General features: G+C 34.7%; 22 protein-coding genes and 3 tRNA genes. 18 read left to right on the top strand and 7 right to left on the bottom strand.

The window, feature by feature from the left end:
• Positions 1-87: 87 nt before the first annotated feature.
• On the top strand, positions 88-615 hold the full coding sequence (locus tag J2X17_RS14850; RefSeq protein WP_310299574.1) for a hypothetical protein: 528 nt from the start codon (positions 88-90) through the stop codon (positions 613-615).
• A 60-nt stretch (positions 616-675) separates the two neighbouring features.
• On the opposite strand, the gene J2X17_RS14845 is transcribed toward J2X17_RS14850, so the two are convergent.
• From J2X17_RS14845 to J2X17_RS14825, 5 genes are all read right to left on the bottom strand, one after another.
• On the bottom strand, positions 676-1,779 hold the full coding sequence (locus tag J2X17_RS14845) for a fatty acid desaturase family protein (RefSeq protein WP_310299571.1): 1,104 nt from the start codon (positions 1,777-1,779) through the stop codon (positions 676-678).
• Positions 1,780-2,059: 280 nt separating this feature from the next.
• Positions 2,060-2,881: a phospholipase A gene (locus tag J2X17_RS14840; RefSeq protein ID WP_310299567.1), complete on the bottom strand. Its 822-nt coding sequence runs from the start codon at positions 2,879-2,881 to the stop codon at positions 2,060-2,062.
• 161 nt (positions 2,882-3,042) lie between these two features.
• Positions 3,043-3,116: transfer RNA gene (locus J2X17_RS14835), tRNA-Arg, on the bottom strand.
• 32 nt (positions 3,117-3,148) lie between these two features.
• Positions 3,149-3,223: transfer RNA gene (locus tag J2X17_RS14830), tRNA-Pro, on the bottom strand.
• 15 nt (positions 3,224-3,238) lie between these two features.
• Positions 3,239-3,322: transfer RNA gene (locus J2X17_RS14825), tRNA-Ser, on the bottom strand.
• 250 nt (positions 3,323-3,572) lie between these two features.
• Between J2X17_RS14825 and J2X17_RS14820 the strand changes: the two genes are divergently transcribed.
• Entirely contained in the window at positions 3,573-4,751 is a 1,179-nt protein-coding gene (locus J2X17_RS14820) for an acetyl-CoA C-acyltransferase (RefSeq protein WP_310299562.1), read from the top strand.
• A gap of 70 nt (positions 4,752-4,821) precedes the next feature.
• On the top strand, positions 4,822-5,583 hold the full coding sequence (locus J2X17_RS14815; RefSeq protein ID WP_310299559.1) for a C40 family peptidase: 762 nt from the start codon (positions 4,822-4,824) through the stop codon (positions 5,581-5,583).
• A 134-nt stretch (positions 5,584-5,717) separates the two neighbouring features.
• Here J2X17_RS14815 and J2X17_RS14810 read toward each other — a convergent pair whose 3' ends face one another.
• Positions 5,718-6,563 carry an AraC family transcriptional regulator gene (locus tag J2X17_RS14810; RefSeq protein ID WP_310299555.1) on the bottom strand — a complete coding sequence of 282 codons (846 nt, stop codon included), beginning with the start codon at positions 6,561-6,563 and terminating at the stop codon, positions 5,718-5,720.
• Positions 6,564-6,682: 119 nt separating this feature from the next.
• Between J2X17_RS14810 and J2X17_RS14805 the strand changes: the two genes are divergently transcribed.
• From J2X17_RS14805 to J2X17_RS14785, 5 genes are all read left to right on the top strand, one after another.
• On the top strand, positions 6,683-7,669 hold the full coding sequence (locus J2X17_RS14805; protein WP_310299552.1) for an aldo/keto reductase: 987 nt from the start codon (positions 6,683-6,685) through the stop codon (positions 7,667-7,669).
• A gap of 305 nt (positions 7,670-7,974) precedes the next feature.
• On the top strand, positions 7,975-8,577 hold the full coding sequence (locus tag J2X17_RS14800; protein ID WP_310299550.1) for an NAD(P)H-dependent oxidoreductase: 603 nt from the start codon (positions 7,975-7,977) through the stop codon (positions 8,575-8,577).
• 2 nt (positions 8,578-8,579) lie between these two features.
• Positions 8,580-8,858 carry a putative quinol monooxygenase gene (locus tag J2X17_RS14795; protein WP_310299548.1) on the top strand — a complete coding sequence of 93 codons (279 nt, stop codon included), beginning with the start codon at positions 8,580-8,582 and terminating at the stop codon, positions 8,856-8,858.
• A gap of 111 nt (positions 8,859-8,969) precedes the next feature.
• Positions 8,970-9,236 (top strand): LysR family transcriptional regulator substrate-binding protein, encoded by a 267-nt coding sequence (locus J2X17_RS14790; RefSeq protein WP_310299746.1) that lies wholly within the window; start codon positions 8,970-8,972, stop codon positions 9,234-9,236.
• A gap of 306 nt (positions 9,237-9,542) precedes the next feature.
• Positions 9,543-10,823: a DUF2130 domain-containing protein gene (locus tag J2X17_RS14785; RefSeq protein WP_310299546.1), complete on the top strand. Its 1,281-nt coding sequence runs from the start codon at positions 9,543-9,545 to the stop codon at positions 10,821-10,823.
• 241 nt (positions 10,824-11,064) lie between these two features.
• Here J2X17_RS14785 and J2X17_RS14780 read toward each other — a convergent pair whose 3' ends face one another.
• Positions 11,065-11,838 (bottom strand): META domain-containing protein, encoded by a 774-nt coding sequence (locus tag J2X17_RS14780; protein WP_310299545.1) that lies wholly within the window; start codon positions 11,836-11,838, stop codon positions 11,065-11,067.
• Positions 11,839-12,130: 292 nt separating this feature from the next.
• Here J2X17_RS14780 and nirB point away from each other — a divergent pair, with 292 nt between their 5' ends.
• The 10 genes from nirB (at position 12,131) to J2X17_RS14730 (ending at position 24,566) form a co-directional block, all read left to right on the top strand.
• Positions 12,131-14,644 (top strand): nitrite reductase large subunit NirB, encoded by a 2,514-nt coding sequence (gene nirB, locus J2X17_RS14775; protein WP_310299543.1) that lies wholly within the window; start codon positions 12,131-12,133, stop codon positions 14,642-14,644.
• Positions 14,645-14,898: 254 nt separating this feature from the next.
• Entirely contained in the window at positions 14,899-15,279 is a 381-nt protein-coding gene (gene nirD, locus J2X17_RS14770) for a nitrite reductase small subunit NirD (RefSeq protein WP_310299541.1), read from the top strand.
• A 170-nt stretch (positions 15,280-15,449) separates the two neighbouring features.
• Positions 15,450-16,034 (top strand): DUF4202 domain-containing protein, encoded by a 585-nt coding sequence (locus J2X17_RS14765; protein ID WP_310299539.1) that lies wholly within the window; start codon positions 15,450-15,452, stop codon positions 16,032-16,034.
• A gap of 6 nt (positions 16,035-16,040) precedes the next feature.
• Positions 16,041-17,846, top strand: a complete 1,806-nt coding sequence (locus J2X17_RS14760; protein WP_310299537.1) for a PAS domain-containing sensor histidine kinase — start codon at positions 16,041-16,043, stop codon at positions 17,844-17,846.
• 295 nt (positions 17,847-18,141) lie between these two features.
• The gene (locus J2X17_RS14755; RefSeq protein ID WP_310299535.1) at positions 18,142-18,801 is read left to right on the top strand and encodes a response regulator; all 660 of its coding nucleotides are present in this window, start codon (positions 18,142-18,144) and stop codon (positions 18,799-18,801) included.
• 165 nt (positions 18,802-18,966) lie between these two features.
• The gene (locus J2X17_RS14750; protein WP_310299534.1) at positions 18,967-20,445 is read left to right on the top strand and encodes an MFS transporter; all 1,479 of its coding nucleotides are present in this window, start codon (positions 18,967-18,969) and stop codon (positions 20,443-20,445) included.
• Positions 20,446-20,534: 89 nt separating this feature from the next.
• Positions 20,535-21,794, top strand: a complete 1,260-nt coding sequence (locus J2X17_RS14745; protein WP_310299532.1) for an alginate export family protein — start codon at positions 20,535-20,537, stop codon at positions 21,792-21,794.
• Between the two features lie 162 nt (positions 21,795-21,956).
• Entirely contained in the window at positions 21,957-22,298 is a 342-nt protein-coding gene (locus tag J2X17_RS14740; RefSeq protein ID WP_310299530.1) for a hypothetical protein, read from the top strand.
• Positions 22,299-22,501: 203 nt separating this feature from the next.
• Complete coding sequence (locus tag J2X17_RS14735) at positions 22,502-23,833, top strand: tetratricopeptide repeat protein (protein ID WP_310299529.1); 1,332 nt, start codon at positions 22,502-22,504, stop codon at positions 23,831-23,833.
• A gap of 19 nt (positions 23,834-23,852) precedes the next feature.
• The gene (locus tag J2X17_RS14730) at positions 23,853-24,566 is read left to right on the top strand and encodes an endonuclease/exonuclease/phosphatase family protein (protein ID WP_310299526.1); all 714 of its coding nucleotides are present in this window, start codon (positions 23,853-23,855) and stop codon (positions 24,564-24,566) included.
• Positions 24,567-24,595 lie beyond the last annotated feature (29 nt).

Here is a 24,595-nt window from a genome sequence, read left to right as displayed (position 1 = left end):
TTTTTTACAACAATAATCTTAGTTTTTTCGTTAAATTAGCTAATCAAGACATTACAAATCAAATATTTACTTCAAAAAACAAAAATTATGAGCGAAAGAGCAAAATATATATTTGTAGTTACATTGAGTTGTTTTACATTGATTTCTTGTAAAAAGGAAGTTATTAAAAGTGTCCCGGCAACAGACTCCACCTCAATAAGAATGGATGCTTTAAAAGTTGATTCGGCAGTAATTAATCCAACAGATACCTTAAGTAGTCTAGTTGACAAAAGCGTAATAGGTTCTAACATCTTAACCAAAAGCAGTATTACTCCAAGGTTAAAAACGTTGTTAGGAAGCGATTACGACCAAATGGTAAAATATTGGAACACAGAAACGCCATTTATCAAAGAAGGTGATATTCTGCATGCCAGCGGCTGTAAACAGCACGATTGCAATACTTATTCGTATGATCTTTACATTGATATAAAAAATAATAAAATCAATGTGTATAAATTCAGTAAATCTAAACTTACCGTTTTTACAGAAGATAATTTCCGAATTGTGTTAAAAGATTCATTATTAAAATATCTTAGCACTAAAAAGATTAATGCAAATATTCCAAAAGAAAAATAAGATATACCGCAAAAAAAAAGATAGCCATTTCGTTATCTTTTTTGTATTTATATTGATTTACTAAATTTCACCTGTCATTAAAATATTTTCATGTACACCTTTCTGTTTCAGCATTCTGAAATGCGAACGTATGGCGTGATAAAAAGGATATGATGTATACGGAAGGTCATATTCTTCGGCATAACGTTTTATAATTGGCGTAATATAAGGATAATACGTATGGCCAACTCCCGGAAAAAGGTGGTGTGCCACATGGTGTGTAAAGCCACCGTATAAAAAATTTGCCAATTTACTGTCTGTACTAAAATCTTTTGTAACAATCATTTGATGCATCGCCCAAGTTGCAGAAAGATTTCCATCTTCGTCTGTAACAGGGAAATGTGCATCTTCATCAACATGTGTAGATACCAATGCTACCACTCCTAAGGCGCTGCCACACATATGTAAAGCAAACCAACCTCCTAACACTATATACCAAGGCTGATTTAATAAAAACATTGGCACAAAAAGCAAATACACGAGGTTTATTATTTTAGCTACGAACATTTTATAGATTTCTATGGTTGGAATTTTCTCTACAACTTTTTTCACATAGTTATCTTTTGTTCCAAAAACATCTTTAAAATCTCTTATATAAATCCAATTCAGACTATATAATGGGTATATAAACCACATATAAATATGCTGGTATTTGTGATAGTTGAATAATGGACTATTAGGAAAAATTCTGATGATATCGCTCTGTTTTATATCAACATCCCAATCTGGAACATTCGGATACGCATGATGCAGATTGATGTGACGACGTGTCCAGAGCCAGTGATTGCTTCCGAAAATTTCGAGCACATACATAAACAATTCATTATGTTTTTGTTTTTTAAACAATGCGCCATGAGCAGCATCATGAAATGCATTTATAAAAAGCACGATCATAGTGACACCGCACAAAATATAAAAGAGAAACAATAATGGTGTGCTGTTTCCAAACAGCAAAATACAGGCATAGAACAAAAAGAAAAGGACTACAAGTCCAATGGACTTAATTACGTTAAACCGATACAGGGATGTTTTTTTTAAAACCGTTTCATTTACTTCCTTTCGAATCTTTTTAAAAAAATCATCAGTACCAGGTTTTACATAAACCGGGCGATTTAATTTTTCCATAATGATTAATGGCTAGAAATTCTTACATCAAATTTAATAAAAAAATTTAAAGCACACGATAAGAAAATGTTACTAATAAAAAATATGTTTTTAATATATAAAAATCCCCTTACAAGTAAAAAAAGTGTAATTTTTGATATCAAAACAAATGATGATATTATATTTCTCGAATAATTTTATTTCATGAGATGCTCCCGATTTATTTAAAAATAAAACTTTTACGTCTCTACGTCGAAATTCTATTTTTTAAGCTGCAAGTCATAATTAAGTTTTAGATTATCTAAAAAATACCCATATTTTCCGGTTTGATTGTAAATCCAATACGCAGCATACTTTTATGTTCCTGATAATCAATCAGACTTTCTGTATAACCTACAAACCATTGAAGTGTGAGGTAATAATTCTCATTTTTATAAGGCCTCCAGTTTAGCTGCGTCTGTAGCGAGCCATAATTTATAAGCCCGCTTCCTTTTCTGAAAAGAATGTCTGCGCTCCATCTTCCCGGCCGTATCTGATAAGTTGCACTTGCTTCGCCGTAGCCCACATATTTTGTGAGTTCCGGATTATCTTCCTTATCAACAAGTGGAATCCATCCTCTCAAACCAACAACCCAACGTGGCGAAATTTGTGATTTTAAAGAGAAAGCAAGCATATTCCAGGTTCTCGAATAAATAGAATCCCTGCCGTTTGACTCATGTTCTAACGAAATTGTTCCATAAGTCAGTCTTTCTCCTTTTAAATAAAATGGCCGAACGATTGCAACACCGGGATTGAAATTAATTTCTGAAAATGGTTTTGAACTCGCATAAATATCCCAAAATGCCTTTTGAGTATACATTAAATAAGGAAAAAATCCACCCCATAAAGGTTTTGATTTTAATCGCAGTTTAAAACTTATCTGGTATTTTACATCGGCAGAGTTGCGATCGATAGGTTCATCCAAAGGAACACCAGTTAAAAAATAATTGTCTTTATGAACAGAAAAGCTTGGTTCTTTCAATAGTGAATCTGCTGCTCTGAAATTCTTTTTGGGTTCTAAAATTTGTGAATTTGATTGGATTGAGAAGAAAATCAAACAAAGAAATAGGTATTTGAAATGCATTTATAAGAATTAAATTGGGGATTATTTTAATTTTTATAAATGTCCATTATTTTAATAGATGATATTGACTCAATAAAAATGAGAGTTGCCTCTATAAATATTTAGAATATGCAAAAAGTGCATAAAACAAAAAAGCCACTCGCTTTGAGTGGCTTTTGTTGTGATCCCAGAAGGATTCGAACCTTCGACCTACGCATTAGAAGTGCGTTGCTCTATCCAGCTGAGCTATGGAACCATTTGTTTTAAAACTTTATGGTAAAGTTTCTGTCGGGGTGGCAGGATTCGAACCTGCGGCCTCCTGCTCCCAAAGCAGGCGCGATAACCGGGCTACGCTACACCCCGAAGGCAAAATTTAAGCGGAGAGACAGGGACTCGAACCCTGGCGACGGTTACCCGTCGACAGATTAGCAATCTGCTCCATTACCGCTCTGGCACCTCTCCAAGCTCAAGGAACGTGTCCTGTTTTGCGGTTGCAAATGTAAGTCAACATTATATTTCTCACAACTATTTTTGCGCTTTTTTTTATCTTTTTTCAATCTTTTTTTTAAAACACTTCACAATCAAACGAATAGAATTAACAAAAAATTCATATTAAATTTAAAATCCACTGAAACGGATACATATTGATACAAAATTTGAATTTATTTAAATAAAGAGTAAATTTGCTACATTAACTAATATTACACAGAAAATGAACAAAAGAGTTGTTATCGTTTCTGCCGTTAGAACACCTATCGGAAGTTTCATGGGAGGGTTATCTACCGTACCCGCACCAAAATTAGGTGCTGCCGCTATAAAAGGCGCACTTCAAAAAATTAACCTAGACCCAAAATTAGTTGATGAAGTTTTTATGGGCAACGTTGTTCAGGCAGGAGTTGGACAAGCTCCAGCACGTCAGGCTGCGCTTTTTGCCGGTTTGTCTGAAGAAGTTGCCGCTACAACTGTAAACAAGGTTTGTGCCTCCGGAATGAAAGCTGTTATGTTCGCCGCACAGGCTATTGCTTGTGGAGATGCTGAAGTTGTAGTAGCCGGAGGAATGGAAAACATGAGTTTGATTCCACATTACGTACAAATGCGTAACGGAACTAAATTTGGTCCTGCAACTATGCTGGACGGAATGCAAAAAGATGGTTTGACAGATGCTTATGACAACAACGCAATGGGAGTTTGCGCTGATTTATGTGCATCTGAATACAACATCAGCCGTGAAGACCAAGACAATTTTGCTATTCAATCGTATGAAAGAAGTGCAAAGGCCTGGGATGCCGGAAAATTCGACAATGAAATCGTTCCTGTTGAAGTTCCACAAAGACGCGGTGAACCAATCATCGTTTCAAAGGATGAGGAATATACTAACGTAAAATTAGACAAAATCCCTTCATTAGCAGCTGTTTTTACAAAAGACGGAACTGTTACTGCAGCAAATGCTTCTACAATCAATGATGGCGCAGCTGCTTTAGTTTTAATGTCTGAAGAAAAAGCAATTGCATTGGGATTAAAACCTCTAGCCTACATCAAAGGTTACGCTGATGCTGCTCAGGAACCAAAATGGTTTACAACAAGCCCGGCAAAAGCATTGCCAAAAGCATTAAACAAAGCTGGAATCGCAATTGGGGATGTTGATTATTTCGAATTCAACGAAGCTTTCGCAGTGGTTGGATTAGCCAATTCAAAAATCCTTGATCTGGATAACGATAAAGTAAACGTAAACGGTGGCGCAGTATCTTTAGGACATCCTCTAGGTTGTTCAGGAGCCAGAATCATCGTAACTTTACTAAATGTTTTAGAACAAAACGATGCCAAAACTGGTGCTGCTGCAATTTGCAATGGCGGTGGTGGAGCTTCGGCAATTGTTATCGAAAGAGCTTAAATAATAATACAATAGATTGGGAGTTATTGCTTTAAATAACTCCCAATTTTCAACTTATAAATTACCCTAAATGTTCGGAATTTGCAATCTAGCCATAGTACCCGTTCGATCTGAACCAAGTGACAGAAGTGAAATCGTTACACAACTTTTGTTTGGCGAGCACATCGAAATCTTAGAACGCCAAAATCAATGGGCGCGTATAAAAATTCAGTTTGATGATTATGAAGGCTGGGTAGATTCTAAACAATATCAGCTTATTTCAGAAGCAAATTACAATCTGTTAAGCAAAGAAGCCATCATCTTAAATGCTGATTTGATTGATTACATCACTGCTCCGGAAAATTTATTATTGCCAATTCCGCTTGGTGCCTCGCTTACATTTTTAAACAATAACGAAATCAACACTTCGAATTTCGATTTTGAAGGCACAAAAACGAGTGGTATCAAACCTAAAAGCGCTTTAATAAATACCGCTTTCATGTATTTGAACGCTCCTTATCTTTGGGGTGGAAAAACGCCTTTCGGAATCGATTGTTCCGGTTTTACCCAAATGGTTTACAAACTAAACGGCTACAAAATTCATCGCGATGCTTCACAGCAAGCACTTGACGGAGAACCCTTAAGCTTTATTGAAGAAAGCGAGCCAGGAGATTTAGCTTTTTTTGATAATGACGAAGGAAACATCATCCATGTCGGAATCATAATGGACAATAATTACATCATTCACGCCAGTGGAAAAGTTCGTATTGACCGCTTGGACCACTTAGGAATTTACAATCCGGAATTGAATAAACACACTCATAAACTGAGAGTGATTAAGAAAATTATTTAGTTTTTAGCCACAGATTAAAGGATTAAAATGATTTTGAAATCTATGTTAATCTGCGAAATCAGTGGCAAAAAGAAAAAAATCTGCGTTAATCCGTGTTTTCGCTTGCGAATCCGCGTCATCCCCGTGCCATTGTATCACGCGCTAATTCGAATCGTTTTCCTAAACTCCGAAGGACTATTCCCTCTTTGCTTTTTAAAGAATTTATTAAAGTGACTTTCATCCGTAAAACCAAATTCATACGCAATTTCATTAATTCGCTTATCACTAAATTGCAAACGATGTTCGATCAGTTTCGTTTTATAATTGCTGATATATTGTTGCATCGTTTCGCTCGCATGTTTCTTAAAATAGCGTCCTAAATACGTATTCGAAATTCCAAAATACTCACTTAGTGATTCTGCTTTTATTTTCTCAGGATAGTAAATATTATTCTGAATATATTGCAGGATATCCATCGCCTTACCTTCAGTGCCAACATTTACCTGTTCCGGTAAATACTTCGCAATATTTCTGGCCACAATAATAATCAGCGTGTTAACCAATTGCTGAATCAATTCCTGATTATACACATCTTTATCCTGATGTTCACGAATAATCGCTTCCACCATCACTTTTACCAAACATTTATCAGCATCATTCTTCAAAATACAACCCGGCTGATGATTCGCATTCTGCAAAATATATTCTAACCGCTGAATATTCTCGTTTTGCAAACTCGAGTTCTTCAAATAAATATCATTGAATCTTAAAAAGAAAAACTTAGTTTTCGTCTCAATCGTAAAATTATGACAATCTTCAGGCGTCAATAAAAACATATGTCCGGCATCATACTCAAAAATATTTTTGTTGATGCACTGCGAACCTGTTCCGCCCAAAATATATACCAATTCGAAGAAATTATGACGATCTCCCACATCCGGATATTCATCCAGAGTTTCAAAGGAAACGGTAAACGGCTCGTATAAATTTTCTTTTTTCATGAAATGTAAATTATTTGAAGTTGCAAATTTACATAAAAAAGACAAATATATACAAGTTAACACTCTTAAAAATGGTATAATTTTGCCAAGTGAAATTTAAGATATAAAAATACAACATTATGGAATATAGAAAATTAGGCAATACCGAACTTGAATTATCAACTATTACATACGGCGCATTTGCCATTGGCGGAAACATGTGGGGCGGAAACGAAAAAGCAGATTCAATTGCTTCCATTCACGCATCAATCGACCACGGCGTAACCACAATAGACACCGCTCCTTTTTACGGATTTGGTTTAAGTGAGCAAATGATTGGCGAAGCTATAAAATCTCACGATCGTTCAAAAGTGCAGTTATTAACCAAATTTGGCTTGGTTTGGGACGGTAGCAACAATGGAAAAGGCGATTTCTTTTTCGATGCAGATGACAACGGAAAGAAGATCCCGGTTTACAAATATGCTTCAAAAAGCAATATTATTAAAGAAGTCGAAGAAAGTTTAAAACGTCTTCAAACCGATTATATCGATTTATTACAAATTCACTGGCCAGATTCAACAACGCCAATTCACGAAACAATGGAAGCACTTGAAACCTTGATTCAACAAGGAAAAATTAGAGCCGCCGGAGTTAGCAATTATAGTAATTCACAAATTCAAAAAGCGCAAAAAACAATAAAATTAGCTTCAAACCAGGTTCCGTTTAGTATGCTGAATCGCAAAATTGAAACCGATTTGATTCCGTTAACCAGTAAAGAAAACATCGGAATAATCGCTTACAGTCCTATGGAAAGAGGTTTATTAACCGGGAAATATTTCACAGACAGCAAACTAAAAGACAACGATCATAGAAATGGATATTTCGGTCAGTTTGATCTTCAAAAAGTAAAAACTTTGGTCGAAGAATTAAGTTCATTGGCAAATGCAAAACACATTTCGATTTCGCAATTAGTATTACGCTGGACGACTTTACAAAAAGGAATCACAATTGTTTTGGCCGGAGCCAGAAACGCAGAACAAGCCATTTCAAACGCAAAAGCAATAGATTTCGATTTATCGGTTTCCGAATTAGATTTTATTAATCAGGCAATTTCAAAAGTAAAATAAAAAGTTTTTAAACACATAGAAACATAGCCAATAGAAATGTATAAAGTCGTTTCATTTATCTTAAAGTCACATAGTTATGTGTGAGAAACTAGTTTCTTTTTGCATTCTCTAAAAAGCAAACAAAAATCTATGTTTCTATGTGTTTAAAATTACACGCAAACAATTCAAAACAATAAAATAATTTGGGTGTGTCCCTACGGGCCGGGCTATTCGTTACAATCTTTTTTATAAATAGAAAAAATTTATAAAAAAGGATTTTCACTTCTATCCCTCACACTCACGAATTCATAAGAAGATTTAAAGAAATGAAGAAAATATTTATCATCAACGGAGGACAAAATTTCGCGCATTCAGGCGGAAGATTCAACCAAACCGTTACCGACTGGACAATTGAATATTTAAAAAGTAAAAATTACGAAATAAAAACAACCAGTATCAAAGAAGAAATCGACTTGGAAAAAGAAGTCGAAAAATTCGTTTGGGCTGATGTTGTAGTGTATCACACGCCAGTTTGGTGGTTTCAATTACCAAACCTTTTCAAAAAATACATCGACGACGTTTTTACAGCCGGACACAACAAAGGAATTTACAGAAGCGACGGAAGAACCAGAACCAATCCGGACATTAATTACGGAACCGGTGGACAATTACACGGACGAAAATATATGCTGACCACAAGCTGGAATGCACCTGCAACAGCCTTCACACTTCCGGGAGAATTTTTCGAAGAAACATCAGTTGACAACGGAGCCATGTTTGGTTTCCATAAAATGAATAAATTTGTAGGTATGGAAAAACTAGACAGTTTCCATTTCCATGATGTTGAAAAAGGTGCAACAGCAGAAAATATTGACATCTTTAAAGAAAATTACACCAATCATTTAGAACAAATTTTTAAAAATTTATAATCATGATCTCCATTACCGCCATCATTAAAAGTAAAAAAGAAAATATCGAACAGCTTCAAAACATGATAAACCATTTGGTTACCGAAACCAGAAAAGAAGAAGCCTGTGAACGTTACGATCTCCATGTGACCGAAAATGTCTTTATCATTTGGGAAGAATGGAAAGATCAGTCTGGTCTTGATTTACACAACAATCAACCGCATTTACAGGATTTTATCACGCAAAGCGAAAACTTGGTTGCTTCTCCTATTCAGGTTTATAAAACAACACAAATTTTGTAATATTTTTTTACCACGACCCGATAGCGAACAGGCGAAGCAATTACAAATTAGCACAAATTTATTTTCAATTTGTGCTAATTTGTGTAATTCGTAGCAAACCTTTTTTACTTAATCCAGACAAAAGAGCCAAAACACATATTACCGCAAGTCGTTCACGAATCAAACAACATCAATTCGATTGTGCAATTGGTTAAAAATGGCTTAGGAATTTCTATTGTAACATCTAATATTGCAAAAAACAATCACGATCCCGAAATGGGCTTTATCGAATTGAAAAAAGTCAATTTATTTACGGATGTTTCGTTAATAACTTCAAAAGAAGATGATTCTGAAATCACAAAATCTGCGGTTGCTTTTTTGTTGAATTTTAAAAGATAATCGCGCAAAGGCGCAGAGTCGCAAAGTTTTTTCTCATTTATGTCATTGCGAGGAACGAAGCAACCGCATTAGCTGAATAAGTTTTTGCTTTTTCTAGCGTGATTGCTTCGTTCCTCGCATTGACAAACAATGCGTTTAACTTACAACTTAAAAAAAACTTTTCGACTCTGCGCCTTTACGCGATTAATAAATATCCTGCCAATTTCACGTCAAAAAAGTTACAATTTATCACAACCAAATTCCCTAAAAACACGTAACTTTTAAATACCTTAGCAAATTATAATTCTCGTTTAAAAATCAATAAAAATGGCTGAGCAATCTTCAATTATATGCCCAAATTGCGGGACACCAATCGATGTAAACGATGTTTTAAAACATCAGTTGGAAGATAGTATCCGTAAAGAATTTCAACAAAAAGCCAATGCTCAAACCAGAGAATTGGAACTTAAAAATGAACAATTCGAAAAAGCAAAAGCAGACTTTGAAGCTAAAAAGAAACAGGAAAACGAACTTTTCGCTGAACGTTTAGAACGCGAAAAAAAGACAGCTGAAAAAGAGATTACCGAAAAGCTAAAAACCAAACTCGAAGAAGAAAATAAAGATCGTTTGACGCTGATGGAAAAGGAACTTTCTGAGAAATCAGAAAAGCTTAGGGAATTGAATAAAATGACGGGCGAAATTGCAAAACTCCAACGTGAAAAACTGGAAATGAAAGAAGCCATCGAAGCCGAAGCGCAAAAACAACTGAACGCGACTTTGGTTTTGGAACGTGATAAAATCCGTAAACAGGAAGAAGAAAAAAACGAACTTAAAATAAAAGAATACCAAAAACAATCTGACGATCAGAAAAAGTTAATCGAAGAAATGAAACGCAAGCAGGAACAAGGTTCTATGCAATTACAAGGCGAAGTAATGGAATTAGCAATCGAAGAATGGCTGGCGAATAATTTTCCGTTAGACAGCATCGATGAAATTAAAAAAGGTGCCAATGGTGCTGATTGTCTTCAAATTGTAAACACACGCGAATTACAAAATTGCGGTTCTATTTATTACGAAAGTAAACGTACCAAAGCTTTTCAGCCATCCTGGATCGAAAAATTCAAAAATGATATTCGCACCAAAAGAGCCAATATTGGTGTTTTAGTAACCGAAGTTATGCCAACCGGAATGGACCGTATGGGAATGCGTGACGGAATCTGGATTTGTACTTATGAAGAATTTAAAGGTCTGAGCGCGGTCTTGCGTCAGTCGTTAATTCAGGTAAGTCAGGCGGTTCAGGCGCAGGAAAACAAAGGTGATAAAATGTCGATGTTGTATGATTTTTTAACGAGCAACGAATTCCGTTTGCAGATTGAAGGAATCGTAGAAGGTTTTACGCAAATGCAAGGCGATCTCGATGCGGAAAAAAGAGCGATGCAACGTATCTGGAAACAACGCGAAAAACAAATCGAAAAAGTAGTTCACAATACTTTAGGAATGTATGGTTCTATTCGTGGTATTGCAGGAAATGCGGTTCAGACGGTTCGTGCTTTAGAACTGGATTTTATTGAAGAAGATAATGACGATCCTAAGGAATTATTTGAATAACTTTTTTAAATTCCAATAATTTAAATTCCAAATACCAATTTTTCGCAACATATGTCATTCCGAGGAACGAAGGATCACACTAGTAACTCGACAAAGATTGGCGATTTTCTGCCCTTTAATTGCGCCGTGAAGGGATTAAAATCCCTCCCTACAATATATTTAGAACCTCCGGCTCTTTTGAAAAGTTCCGGAGGAACGTTTTATTTTGTAGCAACGGATCAATCCGTTGTAAGTATTAAAATCAATCAACCTTCCTAAATACCAACAATTTCCCTGAAGGATTTGAAAGTGTCAATCGATTATCTCCAATCGAATATGTTGTAACATTTTGAAGTGCCTTGGTAAATTCGCTTTCTTTATTACCCGGCGCGCAGGCCATTAAAGTCGAAATTACTTTGGTAAATCTTAATAGGTCTTTTTCATAAAATATAGTTCCGGAAATTGAATTACAGCCTCCAAAACCCATAAAGGTATTTTCCTGAGCATGAATTTCGATTCTTGGTAATTCTCTTTGATAATCGGCTATAAAAACCTTATAACCATTCAATTCTTCTAAAACCCAAATATCGTGCAGGCGATAATCAGTAATGTATTTTCCACAGCCTTCGACTTTTTTAGACTGAAGCTCTGAATTATTTTTGATTTCAATTGATACTTTGTAAGGCGAAATTGCCCCCGACATCGAATCCTGACAATCTACTTGCTGAATGGTAACGGTTGCGGTTGCCTTCTCATTACTTAGCTTATACATTTTTACATTGGCATCCATTGCTTTTATTGGTTCAACCGATGAAAAAATGATTTTCTCTTTGCCCGGAATCAGCGACGTAAAGATGATTTGCTCCTTCCCTAGCGTTATTCCCCAGAACGGTTCATTTCCGGTTGCTTTGAAATAGATCGTCATATCGGCTTCTTGAGAGTTTGTCGCCGAAGCTGTTTCTTTTGAACCTGTTGATGCTGATTTACAGCTAATCATCAAAGACGATAAAAACAAGAATACAAATATATTTTTCATGAGATTACTATTTAAAATGAATTGAATTTTTAGAAACAAATTCCAAAATTCAACTGAATTTACGACAATTTTCTGAAATCCTTATTTAGAATCCTTTCAAATTTAAGAAAATGGGTACCAAAATCATAAATTATAAGAAGTTGAAAAACCGCCTGAAATCCGCACTACTTAAGAGATTACGATAAAATACGTATTTCATTTCGGTATTTTTCTAACAAAAAATCAAATTGCATACGTATTTTAATAAGTATAAATACTTATATTTGCGTAGTAATACTTAATTAAAGAAATCATGATAAGAGTAATAGTAGTTGGAAACGGCATGGTTGGTTATAAATTTTGCGAAAAATTCATTGCAAAATCAGGACAGGAAAAGTATCAGATTACCGTATTTGGTGAAGAGCCAAGACGTGCTTATGATCGTGTTCATTTAAGTGAATACTTTGGAGGAAAAACAGCAGATGATTTATCATTATCAACTAGCGAATGGTACGCAGAAAACAATATTACTCTGAATACTTCTGAATTAATTACAGATATCAATCGTCAGGAAAAAACAATACATACTCATTTAGAAAAAACACATACGTATGATTACTTAGTTTTAGCGACAGGATCTTCAGCTTTTGTTCCGCCCATTGACGGCGTTGAAAAGGAAGGTGTATTTGTTTACAGAACCATCGAAGATTTAGATGCGATTATGGGGTACGCCAAAAAAATAAAACAAAAAGGCGCTACTGAAGCTGCAGTTTTAGGCGGTGGTTTGTTAGGTCTTGAAGCGGCAAAAGCAGTGCGCGATTTAGGATTGAATCCGCATGTCGTTGAATTTGCGCCTCGCCTTATGCCTAGACAACTGGACAAAGGCGCGAGTGATATGCTTCAGTCTAAAATTGAGGAATTAAATATTGGCATTCATCTTAACAAAGCAACTCAATATATTGATGGAAAAGAACGCATAACAGGAATGATGTTTGCCGATGACGAGTTGTTAAAAGTAGACATGTTGGTTATATCTGCAGGGATTAAACCCCGCGACGAATTGGCCCGAGTTTCAGGACTAGAGGTAGGTTTACGAGGCGGCGTTGTGGTAAACAATCAGATGCAGACATCAGATCCTTCTATTTATGCGATTGGCGAAGTAGCACTTTACAATCAAAATATTTACGGACTTGTTGCTCCGGGTTACGAAATGGCCGATGTGGCCGCTGAGCAAATCTTAAATGGTTCTAAAACCATGAGAGAAACCATTGATATGTCGACACAATTAAAATTGATTGGTGTTGAAGTGGCGAGTTTTGGTGATCCTTTTGTTGAAAATGATGATGTAACTGCTATCATTTATGAAAATAAATTAAGCGGAATTTACAAAAGAATCAACGTTACCAAGGATTCAAAAACTTTATTAGGCGGAATTTTAGTTGGAGATTCAAGCGATTATAATTCTCTATTTCAGATTTACAGCAACGCGATGGCTCTTCCTAAAAATCCTGAAGATTTAATCTTAGGTTCAAGAGATGGCTCTGAAGGTTCAAGCTTAGGAAGCGTTTTAGACTTGCCGGATACAGCCGTAATCTGCTCTTGCGAAAACGTAACTAAAGGTTCTATCTGCTGCTCGATTTTAGACGAAACCTGTTCGAGTTTCTCAGATGTTGTAAAACATACCAAAGCCACTTCAGGTTGTGGAGGCTGTAAACCAATGGTTTCTGACATAGTAAAAGCGACTCAAAAATCATTAGGAAAAGAAGTAAAAGAGGTTATCTGCGAGCATTTTAATTATAACCGTCAGGAATTATTTGATTTGGTAAAAATCAATAAATACGAGAATTTCTACGATGTAATTGATCATCACGGAAAAGGTGACGGCTGTGAAGTTTGTAAACCAGTTGTTGCCTCGATTTTCTCCAGTATTTACAATGATACAGCCAACAAACACGTAACTACACAAGATACAAACGATAGATTTTTGGCTAACATTCAACGTAACGGAACGTATTCTGTTGTGCCAAGAGTCGCAGGAGGAGAAATTACGGCTGAGAAATTAATCGTTATTGGAGAAGTTGCCAAACAGTTCGATTTATATACTAAAATTACGGGTGCTCAACGTGTCGACTTATTCGGAGCGCATTTGAATGATCTTCCTAAAATCTGGAAAATCTTAATTGACAATGGTTTTGAAAGTGGTCACGCTTACGGAAAATCACTTCGTGCTGTAAAAAGCTGTGTCGGAAATGCCTGGTGTCGTTACGGAATGGACGACAGCGCCGGATTTGCCATCGAACTGGAAAACAGATACAAAGGAATTCGTTCTCCACATAAACTAAAAGGCGGTGTTTCAGCCTGTATTCGCGAATGCGCCGAAGCCCGTGGAAAAGATTTCGGATTAATTGCGGTTGAAGGTGGATGGAATTTATACATCACCGGAAATGGCGGGGCAAATCCAAAACACGCTGTTTTATTGGCTGAAAAAATTGACAAAGAAACGGTTATCAAATACTTAGACCGCTTTTTAATGTATTACATCCGCACGGCAGGTCCGCTAATTAGAACGGCGACCTGGCTGGAAAAACTGGACGGCGGTTTAGAATATTTGAAAGAAGTAATAATTGAAGACAGTCTTGGAATTTGCGAAACATTAGAAGCTGAAATGCAAACTTTGGTAAATACGTTTGAATGTGAATGGAAACAGGTTTTAGAAAAACCAAGATTATTAAAACGTTTCAACCATTTTGTAAACTCTGAAGAAAAAGATGATAATGTTGTTTTTGTTCCGCTAAGAGATCAAAAAGCGCCAAAAGCGTGGACTTAAACTTTTAAATAATTTTTTAAACACACAGAAACATAGCTTATTGAAATGAATAAAGGCGTTTCACTTGCTTTAAAACACATAGCTTTCAAAGATTTTTAATTTTTAATTCTCAATTTTTAATTAAAAAAATCAGCTCCAAAAAAAAAAAAATATCACAAACGTTTGCTGTCCTCTTACCCTCTTTTTTACTGCGCCATCAAACTCTCTTGATTGTAAAAAGAGGGATAAGAAACAGAAACAAAAAAATGCACAAAATGGAAGAAATCTTAAGTCAATACGAAACCGTACACGCAAGCGATGCTACAATTTGGTTCAAAGCCGGAAAAGTAGAGGATTTTCCAAGCAATCGCGGTGGCTGCATCAAATACAAAAACAAGCAAATTGCGATTTTTAATTTTGCTCGTCGCAATGAATGGTATGCGTGCCAGAACGCCTGCCCTCACAAAATGGAAATGGTATTGGCCAGAGGAATGACTGGATCTACAGATAATATTCCGAAAATCGCTTGTCCAATGCACAAAAAAACCTTTTCATTAGTTGATGGTTCAAACTTAAATGGAGATGATGATTTAAAAATTGCAACGTATCCGATTAAAATTATTGAAGATGAAGTGTATGTTGGGTTTGTAGACTAGACTTTTAAGAGGCAAGAAACAAGAAGCAAGAAACAAGAAACAAGAAGAAAGATGATAAAGTATTTCAAATCTTGCTTCTTGCTTCTTGTTTCTTTAATCTCACTTTCAATTTTCGACTTTCGACTTTTATACTTATTTCCGTATATTTGAAATCTATTATCCAACCAACAATGACTACACCTTTTCAAAAAGCAAGCGAGTGGATTGATGCCGAAAACGCTCAGGATCCAAACATCGAAACCGATCAAAATAACGAATATCCTAAAGAATTACTCTATTCTAACAGGATGTACGAAAGGCTGATGCAATTTGCTCCTGATGCTTCTGAAGAAGTTCAGATCGCCTCAAAGGCACAACACATTTGCCGATGGAAAGTAGCTCGCGAATCATACCCAATGGATCGTGTTGGTTATTTGCGATGGAGGGAAGAATTGAAAAAATTTCACGCCAAGCTTACTGCTGAAATCTTAGAAAAAGCAGGATACGATCAGGATTTCATTGATCGCGTTTCTTTTTTGATCGAAAAAAAACTACTTAAAAAAGATGCTGAAACCCAATTGCTTGAAGATGTTATCTGTCTGGTATTTTTAGAATATTATTTAGATCCTTTTGTGCACAAACACGATGAAGAAAAACTAAAAAACATCATCAAAAAAACCTGGGATAAAATGTCGGATAAAGGACATCAGGAAGCCTTAAAAATCAATTATTCTGAAGAAAACTTAAACTTGATAAAAGCATCTTTAGGATTATAATGTAATATGAAAAAAAGCAATCAGGAAGCTGCAGATAAAATTACTTTCAAAAATTTACGACGTCTGTATTTTTTTGCACTCTTGACTATTGCTTTAACAATCATTTTAAGTCAGATCCTGGTTCAATACAATCTAAAACAACAGCTTAGCGATTCTAAAATCATCAATATTTCTGGAAAGCAAAGAATGCTGAGTCAGAAGATTGTCAAAGAAATCCTGATTTTACAATATGTTTCTTCGAATACTTCTCAAAAACAAATTGCACATGTAAAGGAAGTTTTATCACTTTGGAAAACCAATCAGAATTCACTTGAAAACGGAAATGAAAGTCTGGCTTTTCCAAAAGAAAAAAGCGAACCTCTTACTAAACTATTTCTTGAAATAAAACCAAGTTTCACCAATATTGTTGAATCTGCCGATTTATTTCTGCTGAATTTAAAACAGAAAAATAATCTCGCAGACAATCAGAAGCTGGTGCAGATAGTGCTGAAAAACGAAGAAATATTTCTTTCTAAAATGAATCAAATCGTAAGTCAATATGATTTGGAAGCACACGAAAAAGTAACGGAACAGCGCAAAATTGAATATTGGATTTTTGCTTTTACACTTCTTGTTTTGCTTTTGGAGTTTTTCTTCATTTTTAAACCTACCAATAAAAAAATTGAAAAACTTATTGCTAAACTTCTTTCCTCTGAAAAGAAAGCCTTAAAACTGGCGTACAATACAGAAATCATCAGCGAAATAAAAGAAAATTCGGTAAAAGAATTAAAGTCACTCAATTACGCCATGGAAAATACGCTGCTCTATTGCCGTATTGCACCTGATGGCTCTATCATCCATATTGGAGAAAAATTTGCCAAACTTTTAAATTATACCAAGTTTTCATCAAATAAAAAATTCTCAGAGGTTTTAACCACCGATGAAAAAGAACAACTGAATATTGATCGCATTATTTTTGAAAAGCATAGAAGTGGCTGGCAGGGCGAAATTAAAATTATTAATAAAGAAGCGCAAAATATCTGGCTGGATTTGTCGATGGTTCCGGTGACCATAAAAAAAGATGAACTTGAACTTTTAATTGTTTGTTTCAACATCACGGAGCGCAAAAAAGCACAGCGCGAAGTGGAGCGTTTAAATATTGAAAACAGTACCGAAAAAATCAATCAGCAAAAAATTATTTCGAGCAAAATTGTCGAAAATCAGGAAAACGAACAAAACCGAATCGCCAAAGAAATTCATGACGGAATTGGTCAAATGCTTACGGGTTTGAAATTCAGTTTAGAAAGTATCAATCTGGATGATAAGGAGAAATCGGCACAAAAAATTGAATATTTAAAAAAACTATCACTCGATATTATCAAAGGCGTCCGCACGGCAACCTTCAATTTAATGCCTCCGGAACTAAGCGATCACGGAATTGTTTCCTCCCTTTCAAAACTCACTCAGGAACTTTCGAAATTAACGGGAAAAGAAATTCTGTTTTACAATAAAACCAGTTTCGATCAGCGTTTAGATTCTTTAATCGAAATCAATATTTATCGTCTCACGCAGGAAGCCATTAACAATGCAATAAAATATGCTGAATCTTCACACATTATTGTACAGCTTTCGCATAGTGAAACGCTTTTAAGCATTATAATTGATGATAACGGAAAAGGTTTTGATATTCATTCCGTAGATAAAAAACGCAACAGCGAATCCGGAATGGGACTTTTGTTTATGAAAGAAAGAATTCAATACATTAACGGCCGCGTTTTCATCAAATCAATTCCAGGCGAAGGAACGAGGATAACTTTTAATATTCCGATTTGAGAATTGGAGAATTAGATAATTTGGCAATTAGAGAATTAGATAATTAGATAATTCCCATCTCACGCAACTTTGTGATCCCGACTGAAAGGAGAGATGGCAAAAGTGCCTATAAAAAAATATCAAAAATATAAAATCTTCAATTTCCAATTTGAACATTTTCTAAATTTCTAATTGGCTAATTTTCTAATTGACACATTATCTAATTGGCTAATTATCTAATTCAAAAATTACGTATCTTAGCAACATCTTTATAGATGAATATACGTAAAAATGGAAAATCAAAATTAAGTAAAAAATGAGTAATATTATTCGGGTAGTTCTGGCAGATGACCATGTATTTGTAAGAGACGGAATTAAATCTTTACTGGAAAATGAAGCAAACATCGAGGTTGTAGGCGAAGCGATTGACGGAGCAGATGCTCTTGAAGTAGTTGCTACAAGCAATCCTCATTTACTTATAGTAGATATTCGTATGCCCAACTTAACGGGTATCGAGGTAGTAGAAAAACTTAGAAACGATCATAATGATGTAAAAATTATTATGCTTTCTATGCACGAATCGGAAGAATACGTATTGAAGTCGATTAAAGCCGGAGCCGATGGTTATTTACTGAAAGGTTCGAGCAAAGAAGAGTTTTTAAAAGCACTTCATACTGTTGCTGCTGGTGGGAAATATTTTAGCGGAGATATTTCTTCCATATTAATAGGCCAATTAACCAATACTTCGGGATCATTAGAACCTAAACAAAATTTAGGCGAAGAAATGATGATTACCAAAAGAGAAAAAGAAATCCTGACACTTTTATTATCCGGAAAAGGAAACAAAGAAATCGCTGAAGCGCTGGATATTAGCAAACGAACTGCCGAAGTACACCGTTTTAATCTCATGAAAAAGCTAAAAGTGAAGAATCTAATGGAACTTTCGAACAAAGCGACAGAATATTCACTGCTATAATTCTGCTTAAAAGATAAAAATGGCCTTTTAAAAATAGTATTTTGATAATATAGACAATCAATTTTATGATGTTGGTAAATCTACGTAATCAATCGAAAATACTTAATTAAAAATACGTATTTATACTTACATATACTTAAATTTGATAAAACAAATCTAAGTACTATGAAAACTGCAAATTCTTTATCGCAATCACACAAGATTTTATTCCTGAATACTTTAGCCTTCACTGTATGTTTTGCTTGTTGGACATTAAACGGTGTTTTAGTCACTTTTCTAGTTGACAATGGCATTTTTCATTGGAGTGTTGTACAAGTTGGATGGTTACTCGGAATTCCGATTTTGACCGGCTCAATAATGCGTTTACCTATCGGAATATTAACTGATAAATTTGGAGGTAAATATGTATTTTCACTCCTACTCCTACTCTGCTCAATCCCTTTATTTTTATTGCCTTTTGCTAATAGTTTTTTAACGTTTTCCATCTTAAGCTTTCTATTTGGAATGGTTGGGACAAGTTTTGCTGTCGGAATTGGTTATACTTCAATTTGGTATCCAAAAGAATGGCAGGGACGCGCATTGGGAATTTTCGGAATAGGAAATGCCGGAGCCGCAATCACTACTTTTTTAGCACCTTCCTTATTAAATCATTTCTCTGTTGAAGATCCGCAAAATGGATGGAAAATACTTCCTGTAATTTATGCAATTGCGCTGGTCGTTATCGGAATTGCTTTTTTAATCTTCGCTACAAACAAAAAAATAGAAAACAATACGAAAACCGTTTCTCAAATGCTGCAATCCTTAAAATGCGCAAGAGTCTGGCGTTTTGGAGCGTATTACTTTTTAGTTTTCGGATGTTTCGTTGCGTATTCGCAATGGCTTTTACCAAACTTCATGAACGTATATCAAACGAGTCTTGTTATGGGCGGATTGTTTGCTACTCTTTTTAGTTTGCCATCTGGTGTTATCAGGGCATTTGGAGGGTATTTATCGGATAAATTTGGTGCCAGAAAAATTATGTATTGGGTTTTGAGTTCATCTGTAATTCTAAGTGCCTTATTAATGATTCCGAAAATGGAAATCACTACAACAGGACCAGGAGTCTTGGCAACTAAAAAAGGTACCATAACTACTGTTTCAAATGAAAATATCAAGATAGGTGATACGGATTTTCCAATTGCACAAAAAAAGGAAACTGAAGCCGAAAATGCAATTTTCCCAACCAGAACTTCATGGCAGCAAGTAGTTGTAAATGAAAATCAAACCGTTAAGAAGAAAGAACTTTTAGCTAAAGGAATCACTGTTATAAAATTTGATGCCAACATGTGGGTGTTTCTGGTTTTGGTGATTCTGATTGGAATTTCATGGGGAATTGGTAAGGCGGCCGTTTACAAACATATTCCGGAATATTTTCCAAACGACGTTGGCGTTGTTGGCGGAATGGTAGGAATGATTGGTGGTTTGGGCGGATTCTTTGGACCAATTATTTTCAGTTATTTGTTGACCTCGACTGGAATTTGGTCTAGTTCATGGATTTTTATTCTCCTGTTTTCAGCTATTTGCCTGATTTGGATGCATTATACTATTACCAAAATCATGAATGAAAAGCAACCTATTTTATCAAAAGTAATTGACAGACAATAACTTATAAAAACATTAAAAATGTGTACCTATTAATACAAAATAAAGCTCTCAAATCTTTTAAATTTGCGGCACATTTAAACTAATCATTTATGAAAAAATTAAAAGTAATTGTTTTACTCGCACTAGTAACTTTAAGCTTTAATCTTCAGGCACAGGAATTAGACGTAAATTTACAGGTTCGTCCACGTTTTGAATACAGAAACGGTTATAAAACACTTTTACCGGTAGGTCAGGAAGGCACTTCGCAAGTTTCACAGCGTTCACGAATCAATTTTAATTTTAAACAAGAAGATTTAACTGTAAAATTAACCCTTCAGAATACCAGAACCTGGGGAGATGTTCCAACAAATGCCGCAGCCGATAAAAATGGAGTAGCAGTTTTTGAAGCCTGGGCACAATACAATTTTACCGAAAAATGGAGCGCCAGAATGGGACGCCAGGTACTTTCATACGATAATCAACGTATTATGGGTGAACAGGATTGGGGACAACAAGCGCAAAGTCACGATGCATTTTTAGTTACTTTTCATCCTAAAAATCACCAGTTAGATTTGGGTGCAGCCTATAACTCAACTGCCGAAAACGTAATACAGACTCCATACACAGTTGCCAATTATAAAACTTTGCAATTTGCCTGGTACCATACGACTTTTGAAAAATTAGGCGCAAGTTTATTACTCTTAAATACAGGCTACGAATATGCAAATACCGACGCCAAATTATTAGTAGATTACAAACAAACTTTTGGAACCTATTTGACTTATAAAACAACAAAAATTGACAGTAATTTAGGTTTCTATGGTCAGACCGGAAAAAGTACAGACAGAGAAGTTAGCGCATGGTATGCGGGAGCCAACTTTGGTTACAATATTACAGATGCTTTTAAAGCTGGCTTAGGCTACGAATTCTTATCGGGAAAAGACACGAATGACGGCAGCACGGTTATCAAATCATTCAATCCTATTTTTGGTACTAACCACGGTTTCAATGGTTATATGGATTATTTTTATGTTGGAAATCACCTAAACAGTGTAGGTTTACAAGATGCTTATTTGAAGTTGAATTACAATGTAAACAAATGGCAATTTGCTTTGATTCCGCATGTATTTTCGGCACCCGCCAAAGTAGTAACACCACTTAACGAAGAATTGGATTCGTATTTAGGGACTGAGGTTGATGTTACTTTTGGTTATAATTTCAAAAAAGACATTACTGTTTCAGGAGGTTATTCTCAAATGTTCGGATCTGAAACGTTAGAATTTCTAAAAGCCGGAGATGCTGGTCATACCAACAATTGGGCATGGCTGATGATTTCTGTAAATCCGAGAATTTTTACCTGGAAAAAATAGTTTTTCTTCAAAATTAACTTCGATATTTTACCCTTTTCCTATTTTGGAGAAGGGTATTTTTTTTTGACCTAGTAAAAACCTATTATATGCTTTAATTAATTATATTTGAATCGATTAAGAACCCCAAATTCTATCTAAATGAAACAATTTCTAAAATTCTCAATGATAACATTCATTGTGACGCAGCCTGGCATTCATCAAAAATACAATGATGCCTTAATTTCTCAAAACTCAGAAATAAACTTTGCAAAAACGCAAAAAAGAGGAATTAAAAAAAACAACATTGTTTATTATGTTGAAAATGATTTACAAACAATCTCTGCCTACAAAAGGAACAAATTGAAATGGCAAACCAATGTAATTTCCATTTGTGGAAAACCAAAAACTGGTGAACCCGAAATAAGATATGTTGGATATAACGCTGACAAACTGCTTATCGTTATGGGAAAACATAATTTTGCAGAAATTGATATTACAAATGGTATAACAAAACTTGTTGGTTAAGATTAAGATCCAAAGCGATATTTAACCTAAATCGCTTGTAATAAGTGATCCAATAAAACTCATAAACCCTTTTTCTCTTTTGGAAAAGGGTATTTTTTTGGCTCAGTAAAAACTTACTTTTTATTTATTATTTGGGTATATTTGATTCCCAGACGATCCTTTTATTCGGACATAACTAATTATAAAAACTATTAAAAGAAAGCATGAATTTCAATAAAATCCTTACCCTATTTGTTGCCTTTTCAATTTCTCAAAATTCTTTTTCGCAAGCCTTAGTATCCTACAGAGATAAAATTGAGACAGCAAAAACTGAATTAAAAAATTCCATAAGTGCATTTAGCACTTGCATTGTAAAATCAGATATAAACAAATGTGTAGAGGAATTAGCAAAAAATACAGCTAATGATGAATATAAAAAATATATTGTTGGCGGAATACTTTATGAAATTGACCCGGATCAATCTTTAAAGTTTCATAAGGAAGCTTATTTAGCAAATACATTGGAACAAAATTTTATATTGGAGTATGCAATAGAACTTCATAGAAATGGTCAATATCAGGAAGCAGCAAAACTATATGAATTATATTCTCAAAAAGTTCCGAACGATATTAGAGTTTACGTTTGGTTAACTGATTGTTATATCAATACTAACGAAATACAGAAATCAATTCAAAATTGGCAAAAAACAAACCATTCTGAAAACCATATTTCGATTGACAATGCAGTATTTACAATTTATGGCAAAACCACTCAAATAAAAACGAGAAGCAATTTAAAATCTGAGATTGAAAAAGGGAAAATTTCAAATTTTTATCCATTACTTTTTTTAGATATAAATTGGGAATCAGATTGGTGGAATACAACAACGCAAAAATATTTTTTAAATGAAGATTTCCAATTGGCACAAAATACATTAGGAGAAAAAAATGATGATTATAAAATTCTAAAGTCATATTTAGAAATTAAAAAACTTCAGGAAAACGGGGAAATTGACCAAATAAAAAATATCTTACTTGAAAATAAAATTATACTAGAAAATAATCCTATTCCAGTATTTGGCGAAATTTCATCGGATTTATTAAGAATCTGTTTTGCTGATAATTTATTGACTGAATCTGAATTTTATACTAAAAGAGGCGCTGAATTATTAGCTTTAGCAAAATCAACGAAAGATAAAGATCTTTTAAATATTTACGCCTATTTACAAGCTACAGTTGATGGAAAAGTAATGCCTGAAATTGATAAATTAGGATGGAAAGAATTCAAAGATGAAAGATTTACTAAAAGCTATTTCATAGGAAAAGCTGATGCAATTAAATATGACGATACTGAATTAAGAGAAGCGATGTTGGATTTTCCTAATTCTTCTTATCTATTTTGGCTAAAAGCTAAATGTGCTAAAATGGAAAATAAACCTGTTAAAAATGATTTAATTGAAGCTATAAAAAGAGAATTTAAGACATTTGGCACTGATCAAAATAAATCCAGTTACAGACTTAAATCCTACATGGGGACATTAGCTTCAGAAATATAACACCAAAATTTTTATCCCAATGAAACTCATTGCTTGGAATTGCAACATGGCATTCAGAAAAAAGGCAGCATTCATTCTGCCTTATAATCCTGATATTGCTGTAATTTCTGAGTGTGAAAATCCTGAAAAACTAAAATTTCCTATTGACACAAAATTGCCAACAGATATTCTTTGGTACGGCACAAATCCGCATAAAGGGCTTGGCGTTTTTTCTTATGGCGATTATCGTTTTCGATTGTTGGAATGTCATAATCCGAACATCAAAAATGTACTTCCGATTGCAGTCACCGGCGGAAAAGTCGATTTTACGCTCTTTGCAATCTGGGCCAATAATCCAGAAGACAAAGACGGACAATATGTTACACAGGTTTGGAAAGCCATCAATTATTATGAAAACCTGATTTCAGGAAGCAAAACCATTTTGATTGGCGATTTTAACAGCAATACGATTTGGGACAAACCACGCCGCGAAGGCAATCATTCGACGGTTGTAAATAGTTTAGAATCGAAAAATATCTTCAGTACCTATCACAAATATTTTAACCAAATTCAGGGAAAAGAACAGCATCCAACTTTGTATCTTTATCGTCACGAGAACAAGCCTTATCATTTGGATTATTGTTTTGCTTCTAATGATTTTATGGAAGTTTTAGAAAGCGTCGAAGTCGGAACATATCAGAATTGGACGATTCACAGTGATCACAAACCATTAATCATCAATTTCAAATTATAAAATCATGACCAACTCCTGGACCGAAAGAT

This window comes from Flavobacterium aquidurense (assembly GCF_031458035.1).
Lineage (GTDB): Bacteria > Bacteroidota > Bacteroidia > Flavobacteriales > Flavobacteriaceae > Flavobacterium > Flavobacterium aquidurense_C.
The sequence above is the reverse complement of the archived record's forward strand: the minus strand, read 5'-3'. Positions and strand labels throughout refer to the sequence as shown.

Coding starts and splice junctions, on each gene's coding strand:
- J2X17_RS14795 (WP_310299548.1), top strand. CDS start 8,580: ATGATCTCCATTACCGCCATCATTAAAAGTAAAAAAGAAAATATCGAA.
- J2X17_RS14745 (WP_310299532.1), top strand. CDS start 20,535: ATGAAAAAATTAAAAGTAATTGTTTTACTCGCACTAGTAACTTTAAGC.
- J2X17_RS14805 (WP_310299552.1), top strand. CDS start 6,683: ATGGAATATAGAAAATTAGGCAATACCGAACTTGAATTATCAACTATT.
- J2X17_RS14840 (WP_310299567.1), bottom strand. CDS start 2,881: ATGCATTTCAAATACCTATTTCTTTGTTTGATTTTCTTCTCAATCCAA.
- nirD (WP_310299541.1), top strand. CDS start 14,899: ATGGAAGAAATCTTAAGTCAATACGAAACCGTACACGCAAGCGATGCT.
- J2X17_RS14850 (WP_310299574.1), top strand. CDS start 88: ATGAGCGAAAGAGCAAAATATATATTTGTAGTTACATTGAGTTGTTTT.
- J2X17_RS14780 (WP_310299545.1), bottom strand. CDS start 11,838: ATGAAAAATATATTTGTATTCTTGTTTTTATCGTCTTTGATGATTAGC.
- nirB (WP_310299543.1), top strand. CDS start 12,131: ATGATAAGAGTAATAGTAGTTGGAAACGGCATGGTTGGTTATAAATTT.
- J2X17_RS14735 (WP_310299529.1), top strand. CDS start 22,502: ATGAATTTCAATAAAATCCTTACCCTATTTGTTGCCTTTTCAATTTCT.
- J2X17_RS14730 (WP_310299526.1), top strand. CDS start 23,853: ATGAAACTCATTGCTTGGAATTGCAACATGGCATTCAGAAAAAAGGCA.
- J2X17_RS14765 (WP_310299539.1), top strand. CDS start 15,450: ATGACTACACCTTTTCAAAAAGCAAGCGAGTGGATTGATGCCGAAAAC.
- J2X17_RS14810 (WP_310299555.1), bottom strand. CDS start 6,563: ATGAAAAAAGAAAATTTATACGAGCCGTTTACCGTTTCCTTTGAAACT.
- J2X17_RS14845 (WP_310299571.1), bottom strand. CDS start 1,779: ATGGAAAAATTAAATCGCCCGGTTTATGTAAAACCTGGTACTGATGAT.
- J2X17_RS14755 (WP_310299535.1), top strand. CDS start 18,142: ATGAGTAATATTATTCGGGTAGTTCTGGCAGATGACCATGTATTTGTA.
- J2X17_RS14815 (WP_310299559.1), top strand. CDS start 4,822: ATGTTCGGAATTTGCAATCTAGCCATAGTACCCGTTCGATCTGAACCA.
- J2X17_RS14800 (WP_310299550.1), top strand. CDS start 7,975: ATGAAGAAAATATTTATCATCAACGGAGGACAAAATTTCGCGCATTCA.
- J2X17_RS14760 (WP_310299537.1), top strand. CDS start 16,041: ATGAAAAAAAGCAATCAGGAAGCTGCAGATAAAATTACTTTCAAAAAT.
- J2X17_RS14740 (WP_310299530.1), top strand. CDS start 21,957: ATGATAACATTCATTGTGACGCAGCCTGGCATTCATCAAAAATACAAT.
- J2X17_RS14750 (WP_310299534.1), top strand. CDS start 18,967: ATGAAAACTGCAAATTCTTTATCGCAATCACACAAGATTTTATTCCTG.
- J2X17_RS14785 (WP_310299546.1), top strand. CDS start 9,543: ATGGCTGAGCAATCTTCAATTATATGCCCAAATTGCGGGACACCAATC.
- J2X17_RS14820 (WP_310299562.1), top strand. CDS start 3,573: ATGAACAAAAGAGTTGTTATCGTTTCTGCCGTTAGAACACCTATCGGA.